General features: G+C 68.5%; 20 protein-coding genes and 2 tRNA genes. 8 read left to right on the forward strand and 14 right to left on the reverse strand.

Annotated features, from left to right (window positions below):
• Positions 1-46: 46 nt before the first annotated feature.
• The 7 genes from ACFVAE_RS02760 to ACFVAE_RS02790 all read right to left on the reverse strand — a co-directional run bounded on the left by ACFVAE_RS02760 (position 47) and on the right by ACFVAE_RS02790 (position 8,704).
• Complete coding sequence (locus ACFVAE_RS02760) at positions 47-2,155, reverse strand: acyltransferase family protein (RefSeq protein WP_378887643.1); 2,109 nt, start codon at positions 2,153-2,155, stop codon at positions 47-49.
• A 47-nt stretch (positions 2,156-2,202) separates the two neighbouring features.
• On the reverse strand, positions 2,203-3,693 hold the full coding sequence (locus ACFVAE_RS02765; RefSeq protein WP_378887645.1) for an amidohydrolase: 1,491 nt from the start codon (positions 3,691-3,693) through the stop codon (positions 2,203-2,205).
• The gene (locus tag ACFVAE_RS02770) at positions 3,690-4,331 is read right to left on the reverse strand and encodes an FMN-binding negative transcriptional regulator (RefSeq protein WP_378887647.1); all 642 of its coding nucleotides are present in this window, start codon (positions 4,329-4,331) and stop codon (positions 3,690-3,692) included. Before ACFVAE_RS02770 ends, ACFVAE_RS02765 begins: the two co-directional genes overlap by 4 nt.
• Before the next feature lie 65 nt (positions 4,332-4,396).
• A complete protein-coding gene (locus ACFVAE_RS02775; protein ID WP_378887649.1) occupies positions 4,397-5,881 on the reverse strand; it encodes an alanine/glycine:cation symporter family protein in 1,485 nt (494 codons plus the stop codon).
• A 92-nt stretch (positions 5,882-5,973) separates the two neighbouring features.
• Positions 5,974-6,972, reverse strand: a complete 999-nt coding sequence (locus ACFVAE_RS02780; protein WP_378887651.1) for an Fpg/Nei family DNA glycosylase — start codon at positions 6,970-6,972, stop codon at positions 5,974-5,976.
• 1 nt (position 6,973) lies between these two features.
• Positions 6,974-7,459, reverse strand: coding sequence for a ribose-5-phosphate isomerase (locus tag ACFVAE_RS02785; RefSeq protein ID WP_378887653.1), 486 nt, complete (start codon positions 7,457-7,459; stop codon positions 6,974-6,976).
• 60 nt (positions 7,460-7,519) lie between these two features.
• On the reverse strand, positions 7,520-8,704 hold the full coding sequence (locus ACFVAE_RS02790) for a ferrochelatase (RefSeq protein ID WP_378887655.1): 1,185 nt from the start codon (positions 8,702-8,704) through the stop codon (positions 7,520-7,522).
• A gap of 152 nt (positions 8,705-8,856) precedes the next feature.
• On the opposite strand from ACFVAE_RS02790, the gene pepN reads away from it, so the two are divergent.
• From pepN to ACFVAE_RS02810, 4 genes are all read left to right on the forward strand, one after another.
• Entirely contained in the window at positions 8,857-11,409 is a 2,553-nt protein-coding gene (gene pepN / locus ACFVAE_RS02795; RefSeq protein ID WP_378887657.1) for an aminopeptidase N, read from the forward strand.
• A 73-nt stretch (positions 11,410-11,482) separates the two neighbouring features.
• Positions 11,483-12,604, forward strand: coding sequence for a mechanosensitive ion channel family protein (locus ACFVAE_RS02800; RefSeq protein WP_378890462.1), 1,122 nt, complete (start codon positions 11,483-11,485; stop codon positions 12,602-12,604).
• Entirely contained in the window at positions 12,601-13,032 is a 432-nt protein-coding gene (locus tag ACFVAE_RS02805; protein ID WP_378887659.1) for a globin, read from the forward strand. The genes ACFVAE_RS02800 and ACFVAE_RS02805 overlap by 4 nt, the downstream gene beginning before the upstream one ends.
• Positions 13,033-13,068: 36 nt before the next feature.
• Positions 13,069-14,730 (forward strand): FAD-binding dehydrogenase, encoded by a 1,662-nt coding sequence (locus tag ACFVAE_RS02810; protein ID WP_378887661.1) that lies wholly within the window; start codon positions 13,069-13,071, stop codon positions 14,728-14,730.
• Here ACFVAE_RS02810 and ACFVAE_RS02815 read toward each other — a convergent pair.
• Positions 14,727-15,398 (reverse strand): hypothetical protein, encoded by a 672-nt coding sequence (locus ACFVAE_RS02815; protein WP_378887663.1) that lies wholly within the window; start codon positions 15,396-15,398, stop codon positions 14,727-14,729. The genes ACFVAE_RS02810 and ACFVAE_RS02815 overlap by 4 nt on opposite strands.
• 66 nt (positions 15,399-15,464) lie before the next feature.
• On the opposite strand from ACFVAE_RS02815, the gene ACFVAE_RS02820 reads away from it, so the two are divergent.
• On the forward strand, positions 15,465-16,340 hold the full coding sequence (locus tag ACFVAE_RS02820) for an acyl-CoA thioesterase (RefSeq protein WP_378887664.1): 876 nt from the start codon (positions 15,465-15,467) through the stop codon (positions 16,338-16,340).
• 24 nt (positions 16,341-16,364) lie between these two features.
• Here ACFVAE_RS02820 and ACFVAE_RS02825 read toward each other — a convergent pair whose 3' ends face one another.
• From ACFVAE_RS02825 to ACFVAE_RS02845, 5 genes are all read right to left on the reverse strand, one after another.
• A complete protein-coding gene (locus ACFVAE_RS02825) occupies positions 16,365-16,838 on the reverse strand; it encodes an acyl-CoA thioesterase (RefSeq protein WP_378887666.1) in 474 nt (157 codons plus the stop codon).
• 11 nt (positions 16,839-16,849) lie between these two features.
• Positions 16,850-18,529 (reverse strand): energy-dependent translational throttle protein EttA, encoded by a 1,680-nt coding sequence (ettA, locus tag ACFVAE_RS02830; protein WP_378887668.1) that lies wholly within the window; start codon positions 18,527-18,529, stop codon positions 16,850-16,852.
• 123 nt (positions 18,530-18,652) lie between these two features.
• The gene (locus ACFVAE_RS02835; RefSeq protein WP_378887670.1) at positions 18,653-19,153 is read right to left on the reverse strand and encodes a DUF6993 domain-containing protein; all 501 of its coding nucleotides are present in this window, start codon (positions 19,151-19,153) and stop codon (positions 18,653-18,655) included.
• Between the two features lie 82 nt (positions 19,154-19,235).
• Positions 19,236-19,754 (reverse strand): single-stranded DNA-binding protein, encoded by a 519-nt coding sequence (locus ACFVAE_RS02840; protein ID WP_378887672.1) that lies wholly within the window; start codon positions 19,752-19,754, stop codon positions 19,236-19,238.
• A gap of 139 nt (positions 19,755-19,893) precedes the next feature.
• Positions 19,894-20,520 (reverse strand): LysE family transporter, encoded by a 627-nt coding sequence (locus ACFVAE_RS02845; protein WP_378887674.1) that lies wholly within the window; start codon positions 20,518-20,520, stop codon positions 19,894-19,896.
• A gap of 94 nt (positions 20,521-20,614) precedes the next feature.
• On the opposite strand from ACFVAE_RS02845, the gene ACFVAE_RS02850 reads away from it, so the two are divergent.
• A complete protein-coding gene (locus ACFVAE_RS02850; protein WP_378887676.1) occupies positions 20,615-20,890 on the forward strand; it encodes a hypothetical protein in 276 nt (91 codons plus the stop codon).
• A gap of 4 nt (positions 20,891-20,894) precedes the next feature.
• Here ACFVAE_RS02850 and ACFVAE_RS02855 read toward each other — a convergent pair.
• Positions 20,895-20,966 (reverse strand) — tRNA-Arg (locus tag ACFVAE_RS02855).
• A gap of 47 nt (positions 20,967-21,013) precedes the next feature.
• Between ACFVAE_RS02855 and orn the strand changes: the two genes are divergently transcribed.
• Positions 21,014-21,640, forward strand: a complete 627-nt coding sequence (orn, locus tag ACFVAE_RS02860) for an oligoribonuclease (protein ID WP_378887678.1) — start codon at positions 21,014-21,016, stop codon at positions 21,638-21,640.
• A gap of 36 nt (positions 21,641-21,676) precedes the next feature.
• A tRNA-His gene (locus ACFVAE_RS02865) sits at positions 21,677-21,752 on the forward strand.
• The last annotated feature ends 17 nt before the right edge of the window (positions 21,753-21,769 follow it).

The following is a 21,769-nucleotide window of genomic DNA, read 5'->3' on the forward strand; positions in this document are numbered from 1 at the left end:
TCCCCGGACTTGAGGGTCCGGGGAGCTTTGTCGTGGAAGAGGGCGATCAGTTCGCGCTCATCGCCTTCTTGATGGCCTCGGTGTAATAGGGCGCCAGCGTGTCGACGAAGCTCACCGTGAGGTGGTCCTGGTCGCGGTACACGTTCGCGCCGCCCACCACCGGGAAGCAGGTCTTGTCGTCGCAGTACACGTCGGTGAAGTCCAGGAGCGTGACATCTTTCGCGCCGTCCGCCGCCGCGCGCAGCGGATCGCTGTCCGTCAGCAGATCCGCGCGCGGGCCGGCGCAGTCCGCCTGGTCGCGGGTACGGAGACACTTGTTCGGGTCGGTCTCCCATGCGGGGTTGTCGATGACGGTCACCACCGGGATGCCGCGATCGGTCATGGTCGACCACGCCTTCTGGTAGCCGGCCACAGCGGCGTCATGCGAGGAGTCGTACCCCGCGGAGGAGTACGGCGTTCCGGCGAGTGCCGCAGTGAAGACGACATCGAAGTCCTGATCGGCGAGCTTGTCGGCGACTGCTGCTCGCCAGTCGGCGCAGGCCGCGCCGAAGGCGCCGCCCGTCGACAGCGGCGTGGTGTTCCAGGGACAGGCGCCCTTGAAGTAGGTGGTCAGGTGCCACCCCTCCCGCTTCGCCATGTCCTCGAACGTGCTGAGCAGCTGGAACGCATGGCTGTCGCCGATCAGGGCGACGCGAGGCGCATCCGGTGCATCCGATCCGAACTCGCAGGAGACGGGGCGCGAGTCGGTGAGCTGCACGAAGCACTGCTCGTCGGCCGGGCGGTCGACGCCCGCGAAGCCGGGCGCAGGGAGGATCGTGTCCGACTCCGGTGCATCGCCGCACGACGGGTCGAGGACGGATGCCGCGCCGAAGCAGCTCGGCGGGTTGTCACGGAGCTCCTGGATCGCCTGCACGCCCTGCTGGTACGTGCCGGCGTTCACCGCCCACGCGCCGGCGGCGGTGCCGCCGACGACGAGCATGGCGACAAGGGCCGCCCAGAGCGTGACGCGCGGACGACGACTCGTGAGCACCTTCCACGAGCGCGTGGGGTCCTCGACGAACTTCTTCGTCAACCAGGCCAGGACGAAGCAGATCACGAGCAGGGCGACCCGGTGGTAGATCGACAGGCCCCAGAACGGCACCGAGGGCGCAATGATGATCAGCGGCCAGTGCCAGAGGTACAGGCTGTACGAGATGTCACCGGTGAAGCGCATCGGACGGATGGCCAGGACGCGCGTCGGGTACCACCACCGATCGACATTGGATGCGGAGATGATCGCGGCAGCCCCGAGGGTCGGCAGCAGCGCCATGTATCCGGGGAACGGCGTCTGACCGTCGAAGCGGAAGGCGGTGTAGAGCAGAGCCAGGATGCCGCCCCATCCGAGGATGAAGCTGACCATCGCGTTGCGCACGCGCAGCATCGGGACGAGCGCGATGACCGCGCCCACACCGAACTGCCACATCCGGCCGAAGGTGACGAAGTAGGCCGGCGCCGGATTCGTCGCCGTGTAGATGACGCAGAAGATGAACGATGCGACCGAGACGACGCCGATGGCGACGGCTGCTGCCTTCAGGCGGTCGCCGCGGAGCCACTTCACGGCGATCCATGCCGCGAGCAGCATGATCAGCGGCCAGAGCACGTAGAACTGCTCCTCGAGCGACAGCGACCAGTAGTGCTGGACAGTCGTCGGGTCCCCGGAGAGCGCGAGGTAGTCGGCGGAGTTCCCTGCCAGATACCAGTTCTCCACGTAGAAGGTGGAGGCGATGATCTCCTTGATCTCGGCGGGCAGCGCGGAGGTCGGAGTGAGATACGGCGATGCCGCGACCAGCGCGCAGAACAGGAGTACGAGAAGGGACGCCGGAAGCAGACGCCTGGCACGACGAGCCCAGAACTGCCCCAGCTTCACAGTCCCGGTCGAGGTGAGTTCCCTGGCCAGATGCGAGGTGATGAGGAAGCCCGAGATGACGAAGAAGATGTCGACGCCGACGTAGCCGCCGCTGAGCCGCCCCGGCCAGAAGTGATAGAGCACCACGAAGAGCACCGCGATCGCGCGGAGACCCTGCACGTGAGGGATGAACCGATTACCCGCTGCATGCTCCGGCGAACGTTCCCGGCGCAGGGTCTTGCGGGTGGGGGCGACTGCTTCTGACTGCACCATACGACACTAGCGTGCGGCCGCTCGCTCCCCCGGACGGCGCTGCGTCACTCCTGGTGCGTGATCCGCCCGCCGAGCACAGTGGCCCGCACCGGCATCATGCGCAGCTGCGGACCCGTGGCCGCGTGTGGATCCAGGCCGCAGAGCACGAGGTCGGCACGCGAACCGATCCGGACCTCGGTGCGGGTCGCGGCAGCGAGCGCCTGGGCGACCGTGAGCCGTTCCTCCGGGTGCCACGGTTCCCGGTCGTCGTCCGTCCTGGTGACGGCGGCGGAGATCGCGTGCCACGGGTCGAGCGGGGTCACGGGTGCGTCCGACCCGAAGCGGATCTCGACGCCGGCGTCTCGCAGCGCCGCCATCGGATAGCCGACGGATGTCTGGTCCTTCCAGAGCCGGCTGACCAGGTCGCGGTCGTCCAGCGCGTGCTGCGGCTGCACGCTCGCGATCACTCCGAGGCGTGCGAAGCGCGCGAGGTCCGCGTGGCGCACGAGCTGGGCGTGCTCGACGGTGCCCACGGCCCCGGTGCTGGTGAACGCGTCCAGCACCGCGGTGACCGCGCGATCCCCGATGGCGTGCGCAGCCACGGCCAGTCCCGCGCCGGTCGCCGTCGTGAACAGCGTCGCGAGCTCCTCCGGCGGCACGGTGAGCACGCCGAAGTTGGCGGCATCGCCCGGGTAGTGATGCGAGCACGCGGCGGTGCGCGTGCCCAGCGAACCGTCGGTGATGATCTTGAGCGGGCCGACGTGGATCAGACCGCGCGCGGCCTCGGGCGTCCCCGCGCCCTCGCACGGATCACCGGTGCGCAGGCCTGCGGCGATCGCGCGCTCCAGGTCGTGCGGATAGACCGCGAACTCCACGCGGTGCGCGTCGAACCCCGCAGCGACGCGTCTCTGCCAGGCGTCGGAGTTCCATCCCATGTCGAAGTCGACGAGTCCGACGACGCCGCGCGCGGCGGCACGACGGCCGGCCTCGGCCACAGCAGCATCGGCCATCACGTCATCGACGGCGTTCAGCCGGCGCGAGATCTCGAACGCCGGCAGCTCGCGCAGCATCCCGTCGTCGTCCTGCCCTTCGAACCCCTCGCGGCGCAGCGCCGCCGAGTTCAGCCAGACGCTGTGCACATCGGCGTTGAGCAGGTACGTCGGCACCTCACCGGTGGCGGCGTCGAGCAGCCGGAGCGACGGTGCGTCCGGCCAGAGGGCGTCCCGGAATCCCGTGCCGATCCGACGTCCGTCGGGAAGCGGCGCGACCGAGGACATCCGTGCGGCTGCGTCCGCTGCGCTCTGGACGTCGTGCAGCGGCTCCCGCTGCGCGGTGAGCGCCCACTGCACGGTGTGCACGTGATTGTCCCAGAGTCCCGGCACGACCCAGCCACCGTCGCCGTCGATGACCTCGGCCGATGGGCGCAGGTTGCCGGTCGGTGCGATGTCCGCGATGACACCGTCCCGCACGAGGATGTCGACCGGATCGTCCGTGGGCAGCAGTTCGCTTCCGGGGCCGGCGACCCGGACCGCCCGCAGCAGCAGATCGGCACTCATCCGCGGTGCGCCAGACGTGCCTCGTGCGCACGGCGCATCTCGGCCGCGAGGGCGGGATGCGCGTACTCGCTGTCGCCGTCCAGCTCCGCGATGATCGTCTCGACCACGTCATCCGGCCGGTTCTGGCTGAGCTTGCGCTTGGCCGTCACCCGGGTGGGGGTCAGCCGGAAGCCGACGGTGCCCGCTTCGAGCACGCGGACGAACTCGTCGGTGTTCGGCGCCTCCCACATCAGCCGCGGCTGCGGCAGGCGGGACTCGAAGCGCGCGACCAGCTCGTCGAGGATCTTCAGGTTCTCGGCGGTGTCGACGACCTCGGGGATGCCGGCGAGATGGACCGCCACGTAATTCCAGGTGGGCACGGCCTTGACGTCGCCGTACCAGCTCGGCGATATGTAGCCGTTCGGGCCCTCGAAGACGAGCAGGAGCTCGGTCTCGCCCAGACCCAGCACGTGGTCGTCCGGCTTACCGACGTGGCCGACCACCGTCAGATCGTCGCGCTCGGGATCAAGCAGCACCGGGTAGTGGGAGGCGACCAGACCGTCGGGTCCCGTTGCGACCAGTGTCGCCCACGGGTTGTGCGCGATCACCCTCCTCAGCTCTGTCACATCGGTCATCGCGAAGCTCGGGTTCTGGCGCATGAGACCAGATTACGGCGAAGGCGGCCCCGGGGATCGCCTCCCCGGGGCCGCAATGAGCCCGTCCGCTACCGCTGCGACCCCACCACCGGGACGGCCTGCGTCTTCCACTCCTGGAAATCGCGATCGTCAGCCATGAACAGGTCGATCTCGTCCTTGGTCGCGCGCAGCTTCGGATCGTTGTCGAGGTACTTCTTCGTCTCTCGGGCGATCAGGCCCGACAGGATCAGCAGGCCGATGAGGTTCGGGATCGCCATCAGGCCGTTCATCACATCGGAGAACGCCCACACGACGCCGAGCTGCACCGTGCACCCGATGAACACCACGAGCGAGAAGATCACGCGGAACGGCATCACTGCGCGACGCCCCATCAGCCGCTCGATGCACCGCTCGCCGTAGTACGACCAGCCCAGGATCGTGGAGCCGGCGAACATCACCAGGCCGATGGTGACGATGTAGTGACCCCATTCGCCGGGCAGACCGTGCGAGAACGCCTCACCCGTCATGAGCGCCGCGCTGATCTGGTCGCCCGTCTCAGGATCGGTCATGTTCCACACGCCGGTGGTGATGATGACCAGGCCGGTGCAGGTCACGACGATGATCGTGTCGATGAAGGTCTGCGTCATCGACACCAGCCCCTGCCGCACCGGATGCGTGGTCTTGGCGGCGGCCGCGGCGATCGCCGCGGAGCCCATGCCGGACTCGTTGGAGAAGATCCCGCGGGCGACTCCGAACTGCACGGCGATGATGATCGCCGAACCGGCGAAGCCGCCGACCGGAGCCGTGCCGGTGAACGCGTCGGTGAATATCTGGGCGAAGGCGGCCGGCACGTCGGCGATGTTCGCGATCAGGATGTACAGCGCCCCGAGCACGTAGAAGATGATCATGATCGGCACCAGCCCCGCAGTCACGCGGGCGATCGACTTGATCCCGCCCACCAGCACGAGCAGCGCGAACGCGGTCAGCACGAGCCCGGTCACCCAGGTCGGCACGTTGAAGCTGTTCTCCATGTTCGTGGCGATCGAGTTGCCCTGCGTCATGTTGCCGATGCCGAAGCAGGCGAACACCGCGGCGATCGCGAAGAACAGCGCGAGGAACTTGCCGAACCTGTTCGGGATGCCGCGCTCCAGGTAGTACTGCGGTCCGCCGGACTTCTCGCCCGCGGCATCCGTCTTGCGGAACCGCACACCGAGGAACGCCTCGGAGTACTTCGAGGCCATGCCCAGCAGGCCGGTCACCCACATCCAGAACAGTGCGCCGGGACCGCCGATGCCGATCGCCGTCGCCACACCGACGATGTTGCCCGTGCCGACCGTCGCCGCCAGCGCGGTGGTGAGCGCCTGGAATTGCGAGATGTCGCCGTCGTCAGCGCCGGGGTCCTTCCGCGTGAAGATGCCCAGCCGCAGTGCCGAACCGAGCCGGAGGAACTGGATGCCGCCGAGGCGGATCGTCAGATAGAGGCCGGTTCCCAGCAGAAGCGGGATGAGGATCCAGGGTCCCCAGATCCAGGAGCTGATCTTCTCGAGTACGGATTGCAGGCCGGAAAGGTCCATCGGATCTCCTGTCGCGCGTCGTTGCAGAGAGTCCGGTCATCCTTACACAGCGCGCTCCCAGCATCCCGCCTCGGGCGCGGCGGGTCCGGGAGTCAGCGCTGGCAGGAGGGACACCAGTACAGTTTGCGCGCGCCGATCTCCTCGAGTGCGATCTCGGTGCCGCACACCCGGCACGGCAGGCCGGCCCGGTGGTAGACCCAGTGCCGGTCGTCGCGACTGGCCATGGCCGCGCGGTACTCATCCGGCGAAAGGTCGTCCATGGTCATCATCTGGCCGGTCTCGACGCCGATCGCCAGAAGGCGCACCCAGTCCCGCCAGAGTTCGCGAACGACCTCCTCGGGCACCTGCTTACCCGGCGTGTGCGGATTCAGCCGCGCCCGGAACAGCATCTCGGCGCGATAGACGTTGCCGATTCCGCTGACGACGGCCTGATCCATCAGCAGCAGCGCGATCGGCGTGCCCTTCTTCCGCACCGCTGCGGTGAAGCGCTCCTCGCCCTCGGCGGGGTCGCCGACCAGCGGGTCCGGCCCGAGCTTCGCGATCGTCGCGAGCATCTCGTCGGGCGTCTGCACCTGGCATGCGGTCGGGCCACGAAGGTCGGCACAGGTCACGTCGGTGAGCAGACGCACCCTGACCTGTCCGACGACCGGCGGCGGCCACTGATCACCCTCGTCCTCGAGGCCCTTGGTCTGCTCCGACATCCGTACGTGCACGCGGGTGCGCCGCGGTGCGCCGATCGACGTGAGCGAGTTCTCGCCGGCGTCGTCGAGGATCGGAGCATCCAGATCCGTGCCGCGCTGGTTGGTCTGCCCCATCCGCCCGTTGGCGGACGCGATCGTCGGGTCGACGAGGATCTCGCCGGCGAAGTCCCATGCCCCGTACAGGCCCAGGTGCACGCGCAGCCAGGCGTCGCCGTCGAAGCCGAGGAACATCTGCTTGCCGACGGCTTTCGCGTCGAGCAGTTCACGGCCGCTGAGGAACTCCGCGCCCTCGGCGAAGCGTCCCTGCGGGCTGGACGCCACGACCTCGCGGCCGACGAAGTTGCGGTCGAACTGACGGGCGATGCGGTGGACGGAATGGCCCTCGGGCATCTCAGGCCCGCGGGTCCGGCAGAAGAGATCCGTCGCGCTCGAAATCGGCGATCTGGCCGATGCGTCGCACATGCCGCTCCTCGTCCGAGAACGGTGTCGCGATGAACCGGTCGATGAACGAGGTCACCTCCTCGAAGGTGTGCTGGCGAGCGCCGATCGAGATCACGTTGGCATCGTTGTGCTCGCGAGCGAGTTCGGCGGTGGACAGGTTCCACACCAGCGCCGCACGGATGCCGGCGACCTTGTTCGCCGCGATCTGCTCGCCGTTGCCCGATCCTCCGAAGACCACGCCGAGCGCCTCGACTCCGGCCGCCTGATCGCTCACGACGGCCTGTGCCGCGCGGATGCAGAACGCCGGGTAGTCGTCCAGGGGGTCGTAGGACAGCGGACCGTGGTCGACCACATCGTGTCCGGCGGCACGCAGATGCTCCTGCAGACGAGTGGAGAAGTCGAGTCCGGCGTGGTCGGTGGCGAGGTGGATGCGCATGGCTTCCATCCTATTCGGCGCAGGATCAGCAGTTCCCGGCGCCGATCCACTCTCCCCGCGTCACGGAGCGATGCCTGCAGCGGCGGGCTTGAACCCGGCGCGCACGTTCTCGCAGCAGCCGGGACGGCAGATGTCGAACGAGGGCCCGAGCCCTGTCACGTGCGCGCGATCCGCGGGAGGACGGCCCTCGAGCCGCTCCTGCACGAGATCGACGATCCCGGCCACGAACCCGGCTGACACGCCGGGCGTCGGGGTGCGGATGAAACGCAGGCCGGCGGTCTCCGCCGCCTCCTTCGCCTCGGTGTCGAGATCCCACAGGACCTCCATGTGGTCGCTCATGAAGCCCACCGGAACGACGACGACGGCCTGCCGCTCCCGCTCGGGGAGTTCCTCGATCACGTCGCACACATCGGGCTCGAGCCACGGCTGCGAGGCGGGGCCGGACCGCGACTGGTACACGAGCTCCCACGGGACGTCCGCAGCCGAGGGCAGGAGCTGCGCGACGCGATCCATCGTCCAGGCGGCGACGGCCTCGTGCTGCGCGGCATACGCGCCGCCCTCGCCCCACTCCACGTCGCGGGGGCCGGAGCGCACGGCGTCGGCGGACGGGATGCTGTGGGTCGTGAAGAGCACCTGCACGGCTTCCGGCGACATCCCGTCCGCGAGAAGACCGGAGAGCGCGTCGTGCACACCGTCCACAAAGGCCTGGACGAAACCCGGGTGGTCGAAGAACGGACGGATCTTGTCGATGGTGACCACGTCCTCGTACTGCGAACCGCCCAGGACGCGCGCGAAGTCCTCGCGGTACTGCCTGCAGCTCGAGAACGAGCTGTAGGCGCTCGTCGCGAACGCGAGCAGCGTCGTGTGGCCGTTCGCCGCTGCCTCGGCCACGGCGTCCTCGAGGTACGGAGTCCAGTTGCGGTTGCCCCAGTACACGGGAAGGTCGATCGAGCGCGCCGCGAGCTCCTCCTCGAGGGCCGCCTTCAGCGCTCTGTTCTGCCCGTTGATGGGACTGACACCACCGAAGTGGCGATAGTGATGCGCAACCTCTTCAAGGCGCTCGTCGGGGATCCCCCGCCCGCGCGTGACGTTGCGCAGGAACGGGATCACGTCCTCCTGGCCCTCAGGGCCGCCGAAGCCGGCGAGCAGGATCGCGTCGTAGGCCACGGGGGTCTCCACGAACGGTGTGCCCACGGCGGCGGCCGGGGAGGCGAACGGAACGGAATCGACAGGGTTGACGGTCACCCGACCATCCTTCCACCGCTCCCTATGACTGTCCCGATGCCGCCGACCGTGGAATTCGACGGCGCGGGCGCCTGGCGTAGGCTGTCATGGTTGCCGTCGGCGCCAGCAGCGCCGGACCGTGGCGACACCCCCTCACCACTGGGAGAAGAGCTGTGCCTGGAGAGAACCTCACCCGCATCGAAGCGCAGGAGCGCCGCGCCGTCATCGACACGCAGTCCTATGAGGTCACGCTCGACCTCACCAAGGGCGATGAGGTGTTCGGATCGCGCAGCGTCGTTCGCTTCACCGCGACCCCGGGGGCCTTCACCTTCATCGACCTCATCGCGCGCGACGTGCGCGAGATCTCGCTCAACGGAGAGCAGCTCGATCCCAGCGCCGTGTACGCGGACTCCCGCATCGCGCTCGAGGGCCTGCAGGCCGAGAACGTGCTCGTCGTCGACGCGGACTGCCTCTACACCAACACCGGCGAGGGCCTGCACCGCTTCGTCGACCCGGTCGACGGCGAGGTGTACCTCTACTCGCAGTTCGAGGTGCCCGACTCCCGCCGCGTCTTCGCCGTCTTCGAGCAGCCCGACCTGAAGGCGACGTTCCAGTTCACGGTCACCGCCCCGTCTGCCTGGAAGGTCGTGTCGAACTCGCCCACGCCCGAGCCGATCGTGCACGACGACACCACGATCGCCACGTGGGGCTTCGAGCCCACCCCGCGGATCTCCTCCTACATCACCGCGCTCGTCGCCGGTCCCTACGAGTCAGTGTTCTCCGAGCTGACCAGCGCCTCCGGGCGCGTCATCCCGCTCGGCGTCTACGGGCGCAAGAGCCTGTGGCAGCACCTCGACGCCGACTACATCTTCGACAAGACCCGCGAGGGCTTCGCCTACTTCGAGTCGAAGTTCGGCGTGCCCTACCCGTTCGCGAAGTACGACCAGCTGTTCGTGCCCGAGTTCAACGCGGGCGCGATGGAGAACGCCGGCGCCGTCACGTTCACCGAGACCTACGTGTTCCGCAGCAAGGTCACCGACGCGGTCAAGGAGCGCCGCGTCGTCACGATCCTGCACGAGCTCGCGCACATGTGGTTCGGCGACCTGGTCACCATGAAGTGGTGGAACGACCTCTGGCTGAACGAGTCGTTCGCCGAGTGGGCGTCGACCATCGCCACCGCCGAGGCCACCGAGTGGACCGAGGCGTGGACCACGTTCAACGCCATGGAGAAGACCTGGGCCTACCGTCAGGACCAGCTGCCCTCCACGCACCCGGTCGTCGCCGAGATCAATGACCTCGAGGACGTGCTCGTCAACTTCGACGGCATCACTTACGCCAAGGGCGGATCGGTGCTCAAGCAGCTCACCGCCTGGGTGGGCATCGACGCCTTCTTCGCCGGCGTGTCGGCGTACTTCCAGAAGCACTCCTGGGGCAACACCGAGCTCAGCGATCTGCTCGTCGAGCTGGAGCGCACCAGCGGCCGCGACCTGACGACGTGGTCGAAGAAGTGGCTCGAGACCGCGGGCGTGAACACCCTCGCACCTGTCGTGGCCGAGGACTCCAGCGGCGTCATCACCCGTTTCGCGGTCACGCAGACGGCGCCGGCCGACTACCCGACCATCCGCCCGCACCGTCTGGGCATCGGCTTCTACGACCTCGACGGCGGCGCTCTGGTGCGCACGCACTACGTCGAGGTCGACGTCGACGGCGACCGCACCGAGCTGCCCGAGCTGCAGGGACTGAAGCGCCCCGCGCTGGTGCTGCTGAACGACAAGGATCTCGCGTACGCGAAGATCCGTCTCGACGAGAAGTCGCTGGCCACCGCGATCGAGCACCTCTCCGACATCAGCGACCCGCTCGCCCGGTCGCTCGTCTGGGGTGCGGCCTGGGACCAGACGCGCGATGCAGAGAGCAGCGCGAGCGACTACATCGACCTGGTGCTGGGGAACATCGGTCGCGAGACCGAGTCGACCACCATCCGCACCACCCTCGCCCAGCTGAACCTCGCCGCGTCGACGTATGTCACGCCGTCGCAGCGCGCCGCCTCGCGCGAGAAGGTCGCCGACGGCCTGTGGTCGCTCGCACAGGGTGCCGCCGCGGGCAGCGACAGCCAGCTGCAGCTGGTCACCGCCTTCGCGAACATCCTCGTCACGCCCGAGCACGCCGGGGTCGTCGGCCGTCTCCGCTCCGGCGAGGACACCTTGCCAGGCCTCGAGATCGACGCGGACCTGTCCTGGCAGCTGCTGGTCGGCCTCGCGGCCGTCGGCGCGACGGATGCCGCGGCGATCGACGCCGCCCTGGCTGCCGACAACACGTCGAAGGGCGCCGAGTTCGCCGCCCAGGCTCGTGCCGCGCTGCCCTCCGCCGACGCCAAGCAGGCCGCCTGGACCTCGCTGGTGGACAACGCCGACCTGCCGAACACGATCGTGCGTGCCGCCGCCGCCGGTTTCGTGCACGCCTCCGGTGTCGAGGTGCTCGGCGAGTTCGTGCCGAAGTACTTCGACATGCTGCTGCCCATCTGGACGTCGCGCACGTACCAGATCGCGGACTACCTCGTCGTCGGCCTGTACCCGCGGTCGCTCGCGACCGTCGAGCTGCGGGATGCCACCCGCGCCTGGCTGTCCTCGAACCAGGACGCCGCCCCTGCGCTGCGTCGACTCGTGCACGAGAACCTCGCCGATGTGGAGCGCGCGCTCGCAGCGCAGGCCCGCGACGCCGACGACTGATCCCCGATCTCTTCGATGAGGCCTCTCCGCACACAGCGTGCGGAGAGGCCTCATCAGTAGAATCGAGGGGATGATGTTCCTCCCCTTCGCTGCAGAGACACCGGCCCCGACCGCGCCCACGGACCCGACGAAGCTCTCCTTCTGGGAGCAGGTTCTGGTTGTCCTCCGCGATGTCGGCCTGACGCTCTTGAACGTTGCGGTGATCATCGCGGTCTGCATCGCGATCGCCTTCGTGCTGCGCCTCGTCATCCGGCGCGTGGTGCACCGCATCGTCGACAACGCGAAGAACAAGGCCGCGGTGACCGACACGGTCGCGCTGGAGCGCTCGCCTCTCGCCGACATGCGCCTGGTGCAGCGCACCAGAACTCTGGGCACGATTCTGCAGAACATCGTCAACGTCACCCTGGTCATCGTCGCTCTGGTGCTCATCGTCAGCGCCATCAACCCGGACATCCTCGGTTCCCTGACGCTGCTCACCGCCGCGGTCGGTGCCGGACTCGGTTTCGGTGCGCAGAACATCGTCAAGGATGTCCTGAACGGCATGTTCATCGTGGCCGAGGATCAGATCGGCATCGGCGACGTCGTCGACCTGGGCCTCGCCACCGGCGTGGTCGAGTACGTCAGCGTCCGCATCACCCAGGTCCGCGATGTGAACGGCACGCTCTGGTACGTGCGCAACGGCGAGGTGACCCGGATCGGCAACATGTCGCAGGGCTGGGCACGCGTGATCGTCGACCTCGGCCTTCCGGCAGACAGCGACCTCGACGACGTCGAGCAGACGATGCTCGAGACAGCGCAGGCTCTCGCGAAGGATCCGAAGTGGCGCACCAGGATCATCGAGAAGCCCGAGATCTGGGGTCTGGAGTCGATCGACGGCGACGCGCTGGTGGTGCGCGTCGTCATCAAGACCAGGGCCAACGCGAAGGACGACGTCGCGCAGGAGCTTCGCGCGCGCCTCAAGAAGGCCTTCGACGAGAAGCAGATCGCTGTGCCCAGCCTCGTCGGCGTGGTCCCCACCGGCTTGGACGGCGCACGCCGGGTGCGCGGCGCGAATCCCCCGAAGACCCGTCCCACTCCGGTCACCGGTGTGCCGGTCGTGGACCGCGGCGTGTGGCGCCGGAAGAAGTCCGCAGACGCGAAGAAGCCCGGGGAGACGACGAACGACGGCGGCACGGAAGGCGGGACGAAGAAGTGACTTTCTACGACGAGATCGGCGGTCACGAGACGTTCGAGAAGATCGTCCGAGTGTTCTACCGCGAGGTCGCCACCGACCCGGTCCTGCGCCCCATGTACCCCGAAGAAGACCTCGGCCCTGCGCAGGACCGTCTGCGGATGTTCCTCGAGCAGTATTGGGGTGGACCGTCGGTCTACGGCGAGCAGCGCGGACACCCTCGGCTGCGCATGCGGCACGTGCCCTTCCACATCGACCCGGATGCTCGGGACCGCTGGCTCGCACACATGCGAACAGCGCTCGACGAAGCCGAGCTCTCCCCGCTGCACGACGCGACTTTCTGGGACTACCTGCAGCGCGCAGCGCACTCTCTGGTGAACACCTTCGAGCCCTCCGGCGTCGGCCCTGTCCAGCAGGCGCAGATCCGCCCCGACCTGGGCCTCACCTCGTAGCATCCGCACTTCCGCATCGACGACGAAGGAGTCGCCATGTCCACGTCCAGCACCCACGAGACCGATGTGCTCGTCATCGGCTGGGGCCTGTCCGGCCTCGTCGCCGCGACCGAGGCCGTCGCCGCCGGCCGGCGAGTCACTGTGATCGATCAGGAGCCACGCTCGAACCTGGGCGGGCAGGCATGGTGGTCGTTCGGCGGTCTCTTCTTCATCGACTCGCCCGAGCAGCGGCGGATGGGCATCCGCGACTCGCTGGAGCTCGCCCGCGAGGACTGGTTCGGAAACGCCGGCTTCGATCGCCCTGAGGACGAGTGGCCGCGGCGCTGGGCGGAGGCCTATCTGCAGTTCGCCGCCGGAGAGAAGCGCGACTGGCTGCGCGAACGAGGGGTCGGCTTCTTCCCGGTCGTCGGCTGGGCCGAGCGCGGCGGGTACGGGGCGATCGGCCCCGGCAACTCTGTGCCGCGTTTCCACATCACCTGGGGTACCGGGCCCGGCATCGTCGCACCCTTCGCAGACGCGCTGTTCGAGGCGGAGAAGGCCGGTCGGCTGACCGTGCTCCCCCGACATCGCGTCACCGAGCTCACCGTCGCAGACGGCGCCGTCACCGGCGCGCGCGGCGAGATACTGGCGGACAGTCCCGCCGATCGCGGTGAGGAGAGCAGCCGCGAGGTCGTGGGGTCCTTCGAGATCGTCGCGGGAGCGACGATCGTGGCATCCGGGGGCATAGGCGGCAACCACGACCTGGTCCGCAGGATGTGGCCGGAGCGCCTCGGCACTCCCCCGCAGCACATGCTGACCGGCGTCCCCGCCTACGTCGACGGGTCGATGCACGACGTCGCCCGGTCCGCCGGCGCACGCCTCATCAACGAGGACCGCATGTGGCACTACGTCGAGGGCATCACGAACTGGGATCCGGTGTGGCCCGCACACGGCATCCGCATCCTGCCCGGCCCGTCCTCACTGTGGCTGGACGCCACCGGTGCGAGGCTGCCGGTGCCGCTCTTCCCCGGATTCGACACGCTCGGCACTCTCGCACATCTGCGCACGACAGGGCACGACCACTCCTGGTTCGTCACGTCGCTGAAGATCGTCGAGAAGGAGTTCGCGCTGTCCGGCAGCGAGCAGAACCCGGATCTCACCGGCAAGGATGTGCAGCTGCTGCTGAAGTCCCGGCTGGCGAAGGGTCCCACCGGGCCCGTACAGGCCTTCCTCGACGAGGGCCCGGACTTCGTCGTGGAAGACGACCTGGAGACGCTGCTGACCGGAATGGCGGCGATGCCGGGCGGAGACGCGCTCGACCTGGACCGGGTGCGCCGCGAGGTGATCGCGCGAGACCGCGAGATCGAGAACGACTTCACCAAGGACGCCCAGATCGGCATGCTGCGCTCGATGCGCGCCTACCGCGGCGACAAGCTGATCCGCACAGCCGCGCCGCACCGCCTGCAGGACCCGGCGGCCGGGCCGATGGTCGCGGTCAAACTGCACGTGCTGACCAGGAAATCGCTGGGCGGCATCCAGACCGATCTCGACGGCCGTGCGCTGGACGCGGCTGGTGAGCCGATTCCCGGGCTGTACGCCGCAGGCGAGGCCAGCGGCTTCGGCGGTGGTGGTGTGCACGGCTACAGGGCCCTCGAGGGCACGTTCCTCGGCGGATGCCTGTTCTCCGGGCGCCAGGCGGGGCGCGCCGCGGCGCGCTAACGCTGGTCGGCGGCGCCCGTCTGACGCACGGCCGTCAGGCCGGTTGCGGCCGGCCCGCGGCTGAGCACATGGCCGCGGCGGAATGCGAGGCGCGTCCAGCGTCCCGAGACCGTCACCGGCACCTGCTCATCGACGGAGAGGAAGCCGAACGCCTGCGCGGCGAATGCGACACCTCGAGGAAGGCCGAGCAGATCCTCGTCCGGCTCGCCCCAGACGGATGCCCGCACCCCGCGCACGATCTCCTCACCCGACTGCGTACCGGCGGCGCGCGCGACTGCCGACATGCCCCATTGCGAGCGTTCGGCGATCACCACGGCGTCCAGTGAACCGCTCGGCTGCCAGCCGCCGCGGGGCGGGGCGACGCCCGCCCAGGCGGGCGAACGGCCGGCGTCGGGCAGCTGCAGCATCCGATCATCCTCGGTGTCGGACAGGTCGTCCACGACGAGGTCGCACTCCAGCTCGGGATCGGCATGCACGATGCGCATGGCCAGCACGGTCGGCGTGCGGTCGAAGAGTCCCTGCGGTGCGAGTGCCGCGGCCGTGAGCGCGAGCACGCCGTTCGCCGCCTGCAGACGCACGCCGTCATCCGAGATCGCACGGGAACGGCCGAGGAACGTCAGCACGTCCTGGGCGGTGTGGGCATCGGCGAGGACGAGACGTGGGGACACGACATCTAGACTATCCATCGGTGCCCCGAGCCGACCCGGCCGGCGTCATCGAGTGAAAGGCAGGCGATGGACGCACAGGAGACGGTCGACGGACTGCTGGAAGTTCTGTCGCTGGACGTGTCGGGAGCCCGCACGACAGAGGACATCTTCACCGGTATCTCGCATCCGATGCCCACCGGCCGCATCTACGGCGGCCAGGTGCTCGCGCAGTCGGTGATCGCCGCGGAGCGCACCGTCGCCGAGGGCCGGATCCTGCACTCGATGCACGGGTACTTCCTGCGCCCCGGCGATGCATCCAAGGGCATCACGATCGCCGTGGACCGGATCCACGACGGACGCTCCTTCTCCACCCGCCGCGCGCAGGCGTACCAGAACGGCGTGCCGATCTTCTCGATGATCGCGTCCTTCCAGGACGACGGCCCCGGTCTCGAGCACGCGGCTCCGATGCCGGAGGGCGTGCCCGACCCCGAGACCCTCGCGAACGACGAGGCGCTCTCGCCCGACATCCATCCGCTGTCGCAGCGCATGCTCACCGACCGTCCCGTGGACATGCGTCACGTCGACGGGCCGATCTACGTCGACGCCGGCGCCGAGCGCGTGGCGGCTCAGGCGGTGTGGATGCGGATGCGCGCCCCGCTGCCCGACGCGCCGAGCCTGCACCGCGCCTCTCTCGCCTATCTGAGCGACATGTCCATCCAGGAGTCGATCCTGCGCGCCCACGGTCTGTCCTGGGCCGAGCACGGTCTCAAAGTGGCGAGCCTGGACCACGCCATGTGGTGGCACCGCCCCGCCCGCGTCGACGACTGGCTGCTGTACGTGCAGGAGTCGCCGAACGCCCGCGGCGGCCGCGGGCTCGCCGCCGGCCGGATCTACACGCGCGATGGCGTGCTGGTCGCCAGCGTCGCACAGGAGATCATGATCCGGGTTCCGTCCGCCGACTGAGAAGGCCCGGCCGCGGGGCCGGGTTCAGCGGTGCGCGTAGCGAATCGGCTCGTCGACGTACGGGCCCCACGCGTATCGCATCTCGGGCGTGATGCGGGTGGGGCGGCCGCTGACGGCGTCCACCAGCACGATCACCGCCGTCGACCGCGCGTAGAGAGTGCGCTCGGGCGTCGCCTGCGGGCTGTGCACCTCGTAGCAGACCTCCATGCTGGAGCCGCCGATCTTGCCGAACCACATCTCCACGTCCAGCGGATGCCGCTGATAGGGCACCGGAGCGAGGTACTCGATCTCCTGCCTGGCGACGAGCGTGAGCATGCCCTGGCTGATGCCGGGATCGAGGATCGCGGTCGGCGGACCGTCCTCCCCGTCGCCGGGGATCCAGAACGCTCGCACCCGCGCTTCCTCGAGCAGCTTGAGCATCGAGGTGTTGTTGACGTGGTTGTACGCGTCCAGGTCTCCCCAGCGCAGGTGCACCGGTAGGTGCAGGTGCTCGGCCATCGCGCCGCGGCTCAGTCGCGGTGAAGCTTGCGGTGGGTGGTGCGGTGCGGACGCGCCGCCTCCGGCCCCATGCGCTCGATCTTGTTCGCCTCATAGGACTCGAAGTTGCCCTCGAACCAGTGCCACTGGGCGGGGTTCTCGTCCGTGCCCTCGTAGGCGAGGATGTGGGTCGCGATGCGGTCCAAGAACCACCGGTCGTGGGTGATGACCACGGCGCATCCGGGGAACTCGAGCAGCGCGTTCTCGAGCGAGCTCAGGGTCTCGACGTCGAGGTCGTTCGTCGGCTCGTCGAGCAGCAGCAGGTTGCCACCCTCCTTGAGCGTGAGCGCGAGGTTCAGGCGGTTGCGCTCACCGCCGGAGAGCACGCCGGCCTTCTTCTGCTGGTCCGGTCCCTTGAAGCCGAACTTCGAGACGTAGGCGCGCGAGGGGATCTCGATCTTGCCGACGGTGATGAAGTCGAGTCCGTCGGAGACGACCTCCCACAGCGTCTTGTTCGGGTCGATGTTCGCGCGGGACTGGTCGACGTAGCTGATCTTGACCGTCTCGCCGACCTTCAGGTCGCCGCCGTCGAGCGGCTCGAGGCCCACGATGGTCTTGAAAAGCGTGGTCTTGCCGACGCCGTTCGGGCCGATGACGCCGACGATGCCGTTCGGCGGCAGGCTGAAGCTGAGACCGTCGATGAGGGTGCGGTCGCCGAAGCCCTTCTGCAGGTTCTTCGCCTCGATCACCACGTTGCCGAGGCGAGGGCCGGCGGGGATCTGGATCTCCTCGAAGTCGAGCTTCCGGGTCCGCTCCGCCTCGGCAGCCATCTCCTCGTAGCGGGCCAGACGGGCCTTCGACTTGGTCTGACGACCCTTGGCGCTGGAGCGCACCCACTCGAGCTCGTCCTTCAGGCGCTTGGCGAGCTTGGCGTCCTTCTTGCCTTGGACGTCGAGACGCTCGGCCTTCTTCTCGAGGTACGTCGAGTAGTTGCCCTCGTAGCCGATCAGGCGACCGCGATCGACCTCGGCGATCCACTCGGCGACGTGGTCGAGGAAGTACCGGTCGTGGGTGACCGCGATGACGGCGCCCTTGTAGGACTGCAGGTGCTGCTCGAGCCAGAGCACGCTCTCCGCGTCGAGGTGGTTGGTGGGCTCGTCGAGCAGCAGCAGGTCGGGCTTCTGCAGCAGCAGCTTCGCCAGCGCGACACGACGCTTCTCACCACCGGAGAGCGGAGCGATCTCGGCGTCTCCTGGCGGCGTGCGCAGCGCGTCCATGGCCTGCTCCAGCTGGGAGTCGAGGTCCCATCCGTCGGCGGCGTCGATCTCCTCCTGCAGCGTGCCCATCTCTGCCAGCAGCGCGTCGAAGTCGGCGTCCGGGTCGGCCATCAGCGCGGAGATCTCGTTGAAGCGGTCGACCTTCGCCTTGATCGCGATGCCGTCCTGGATGTTCTCCAGCACGGTCTTCGTCTCATCGAGCTCGGGCTCCTGCATGAGGATGCCGACCGAGAAGCCCGGGGTGAGCTTGGCCTCGCCGTTGGACGGCGTGTCCAGGCCCGCCATGATCTTCAGGATCGTCGACTTGCCGGCGCCGTTCGGGCCGACCATGCCGATCTTCGCGCCGGGCAGGAACGCCATCGTCACGTCATCGAGGATGAGCTTGTCGCCCACGGCCTTTCGTGCGCGGACCATGGAGTAGATGTACTCGGCCACGGAGGAGCCCCTTACTGTCGGCGGGTGTGCTTGCGGGGTGTGCATCTGCGTCGCCGACGCACACCGACACACCAGCCTACCGGCCTTCTCCGGGGCGCGAGCCCCGAGCCCGGAGCGGCACCGCTACCAGTCGATCGGCCTCGTCTCGCCCACGAGACAGCGACCTTCGGCGAGCTGCGGGAGCACGGCCGTCACGGGTGCACCCGTGGACGGCCCGACCTGGCCGACGAGACACTCCGCGTCGCCCCAGGCGACCGAGAACTGCAGGCTCTCCACCGGGTTGCCCACCGTGGTCTCGTCCGCCGTGACCTGCATCCGATCCCGCGGGAAGCCGGCCGCGACGAGCGCGTCGACGTAGGCGCGTCCCTCGGCGCGCCTGCCCGAGGACCATACCCGCGCCGTAACCTCGGCGAACAGCGGCAGGTTGTCGGCGGCCGTGCCGTCGGCGTGCAGCGCAGGCGCCGTCGGCGTCGCGGTCGACCGAGGCGTGGGCGACGTCACCGGCTCCGAGTCGCTCGGTGTGGGCACCGGGTCCGGTGCGCACGCTGTCGTCAGAAGGAGGCCAGCCGACAGGGTGATCGCGCCCAGGCGGCGTCGCGCGAAGGCTGACGATCGACGATGCACCCTCCGATTCTAGGAGGGGGCGTCTCCGGGTTCGGGTCCCGGAGACGCCCGGCTTCTTCGACCGCGCGCGTCCGGACGCGGATCACGTCGGGATGAGCTCCGGGAACGAGGATTCGGTCTCCTCGGATGTCTCCGTCGCGGGCACCGACCAGGACGCGTCGATGTCAGCTGCTCGGTCATCGGCGCCCGGTGCTTCCTCATCGGACTGCGGCGGAACACGGTCCACCGCATCCTGCGCCGCGGCCCGATGCGGTTTCACGAACGCGCTGGCGCCGTGCTTCAGGTTGTGTCCGATCGCATCCGCCTCGATCTCGACCGAGGTTCCGGACTTGCCGTTCGCCTCCCACCTGCGCACCTTGAGCCGCCCGGTGACGATCACGGGATCGCCCGTGTGCAGAGAGGCCCTCACGTTCTCGGCGAGCTGGCGGAACGCCGAGACGTCGTACCAGTTCGGGTCGCCCTCGTTCCAGGCACCCGTGCTGCGGTCGAGCCAGCGGTGCGGGGAGGCCAGCCGGAACCTGATCACGGCGTCACCGCGATTCGTCGTGTTGCGCAGCGGATCGCTGGCGACGTTGCCGATGATCGTCACTGTGTCGGACATGTCGTTCTCCTTCGTGAGCCCGGGTCGCAGCCCGGATCGCACCAGCGTGCCGGAGCGCACGAAGCGCGGACGCCGGAGTTCCCGTGACTGTGCGGAGTCCGCGGGATCGCGACGCTGTGCAGGACGAGTCGACGCGGCGTCAGTGCACGAACAGCAGGAGCGCAGCGACCGCGATGAACAGGGCGCCGAACACGAGGTTCAAGATGCGCTGACCTCGAGGAGTGGACGTGAAGCGGCGGAACGACTTGGCCGCCGCGGCGAAGAAGAACCACATCACGAGCACATCGACGACGATCACCGTCGCGATCAGGATCAGATACTGCGGCAGCGCGTCCTGCCCTGGGCGGATGAACTGCGGCACGAACGCGATGAAGAAGACGATCGCCTTCGGGTTGAGCAGGTTCACCCAGAAGCCGCGGCGGAACATCGACCAGCCGCCCTCGCGGGAGACCGGTACGACGACCCCCTCCTCCCCTGCCTGCGGCTTCGCGAGCATCAGCCGGATGCCGAGGAAGACCAGGTACGCGGCGCCGAGGTACCGGATCGTCTCGAAGAGGAACGGTGACTTCGCCACCAGCAGTCCGAGGCCGGCGGCGACGATGGCCACGTGCACGATCAGCGCGACCTGCTGACCGGCGACTCCCCAGAGCGAGCGCCGCCAGCCCTGGTTCAGGGCATTGGTCATGGTGTTGATCGCCCCCGCGCCCGGCGTGAGGCTGATCACGGTGCACGCGACCAGCAGAGAGAGCCAGGTCGTCCACGTCACCAGCACAGTGTAGGGAGCGACGGCATCCGTCGCACATCCTTCGTGGCGATGTCGGTGGCCGTCTCTATGTTCGAAGGTGAGAGGAGACGACATCATGATCACCGCCGAACGCCCCACCGGAGCCCCTGCACTCGCCCTGCCCTGGACCGCCCCGACCATCAGACACGGCCGCGAGAGCCTGCAGCGCGCGGGCGACCGGCTCTGGCGCGTGCTCGATGAGCGCGGCAGCATCCGCGGCCATCTCCGCGTCGTCGCCGACCCCCTCGGCATCCGCTATCGGGCCGAGCGTCTGCAGACGTCCACCGGCCTGTTCCTGCTGGTCGGCGAGTTCTGGGACGCTGACGACGCGGTCGCAGCGCTGCGGTTCTGAACGGTGCCCCCTGCAGGATTCGAACCTGCGACCAACGGATTAGAAAGCCGATGCTCTTCCTCTGAGCTAAGGGGGCGGGAACCCTCAGATTACCGTGTCGGGACCCGTCGATAAGATCGACGCATGGTTTCTGCGTCAGAGAACGACCGGCTCGTCTGGATCGACTGCGAGATGACCGGCCTCGACCTCGCTGTCGATGAGCTCGTCGAGATCGCTGTCGTCGTCACGGATTTCACCCTGAAACCCCTCGACCCCGGATTCAGCGTCGTGATCAGGCCCAGCGACGCCGCGCTCGATCACATGAACGACTTCGTGACCGAGATGCACCGGACCTCCGGGCTCATCGAGGAGATCCCGCAGGGAGTCTCTCTCGCCGAGGCGACCGCGCAGACCCTCGCGTACATCCGCCGGTTCGTGCCGCAGGAGCGCAAGGCTCCCCTGGCCGGCAACACGATCGGCACGGACCGCATGTTCCTCGCCAAGTACATGCCCGAGCTCGACCAGTACCTGCACTATCGCAACGTCGACGTGTCGAGCATCAAGGAACTGTCCCGCCGCTGGTACCCGCGGGTGTTCTTCAACGCCCCGGCGAAGGACGGCGGGCATCGCGCCCTCGCCGACATCCTGGAGTCCATCCGCGAGCTGCAGTACTACCGCGAAGCGGTGTTCGTGGACGAGCCCGGACCGTCCACCGACGAGGCTCGAGCCATCTCGGAGCGCACCGTGTCAGAGTTCACCCCGAACATGTAATACACTGGAGCGGTTGCCTGCTCCGGCCGGCACATGGTGGGTATAGCTCAGCTGGTAGAGCACCGCGTTGTGGTCGCGGGGGTCGCGGGTTCAAGCCCCGTTACTCACCCCAACAAGGAGCGGGATGCA

Source organism: Microbacterium sp. NPDC057659, assembly GCF_042799915.1.
Classification (GTDB): Bacteria; Actinomycetota; Actinomycetes; order Actinomycetales; family Microbacteriaceae; genus Microbacterium.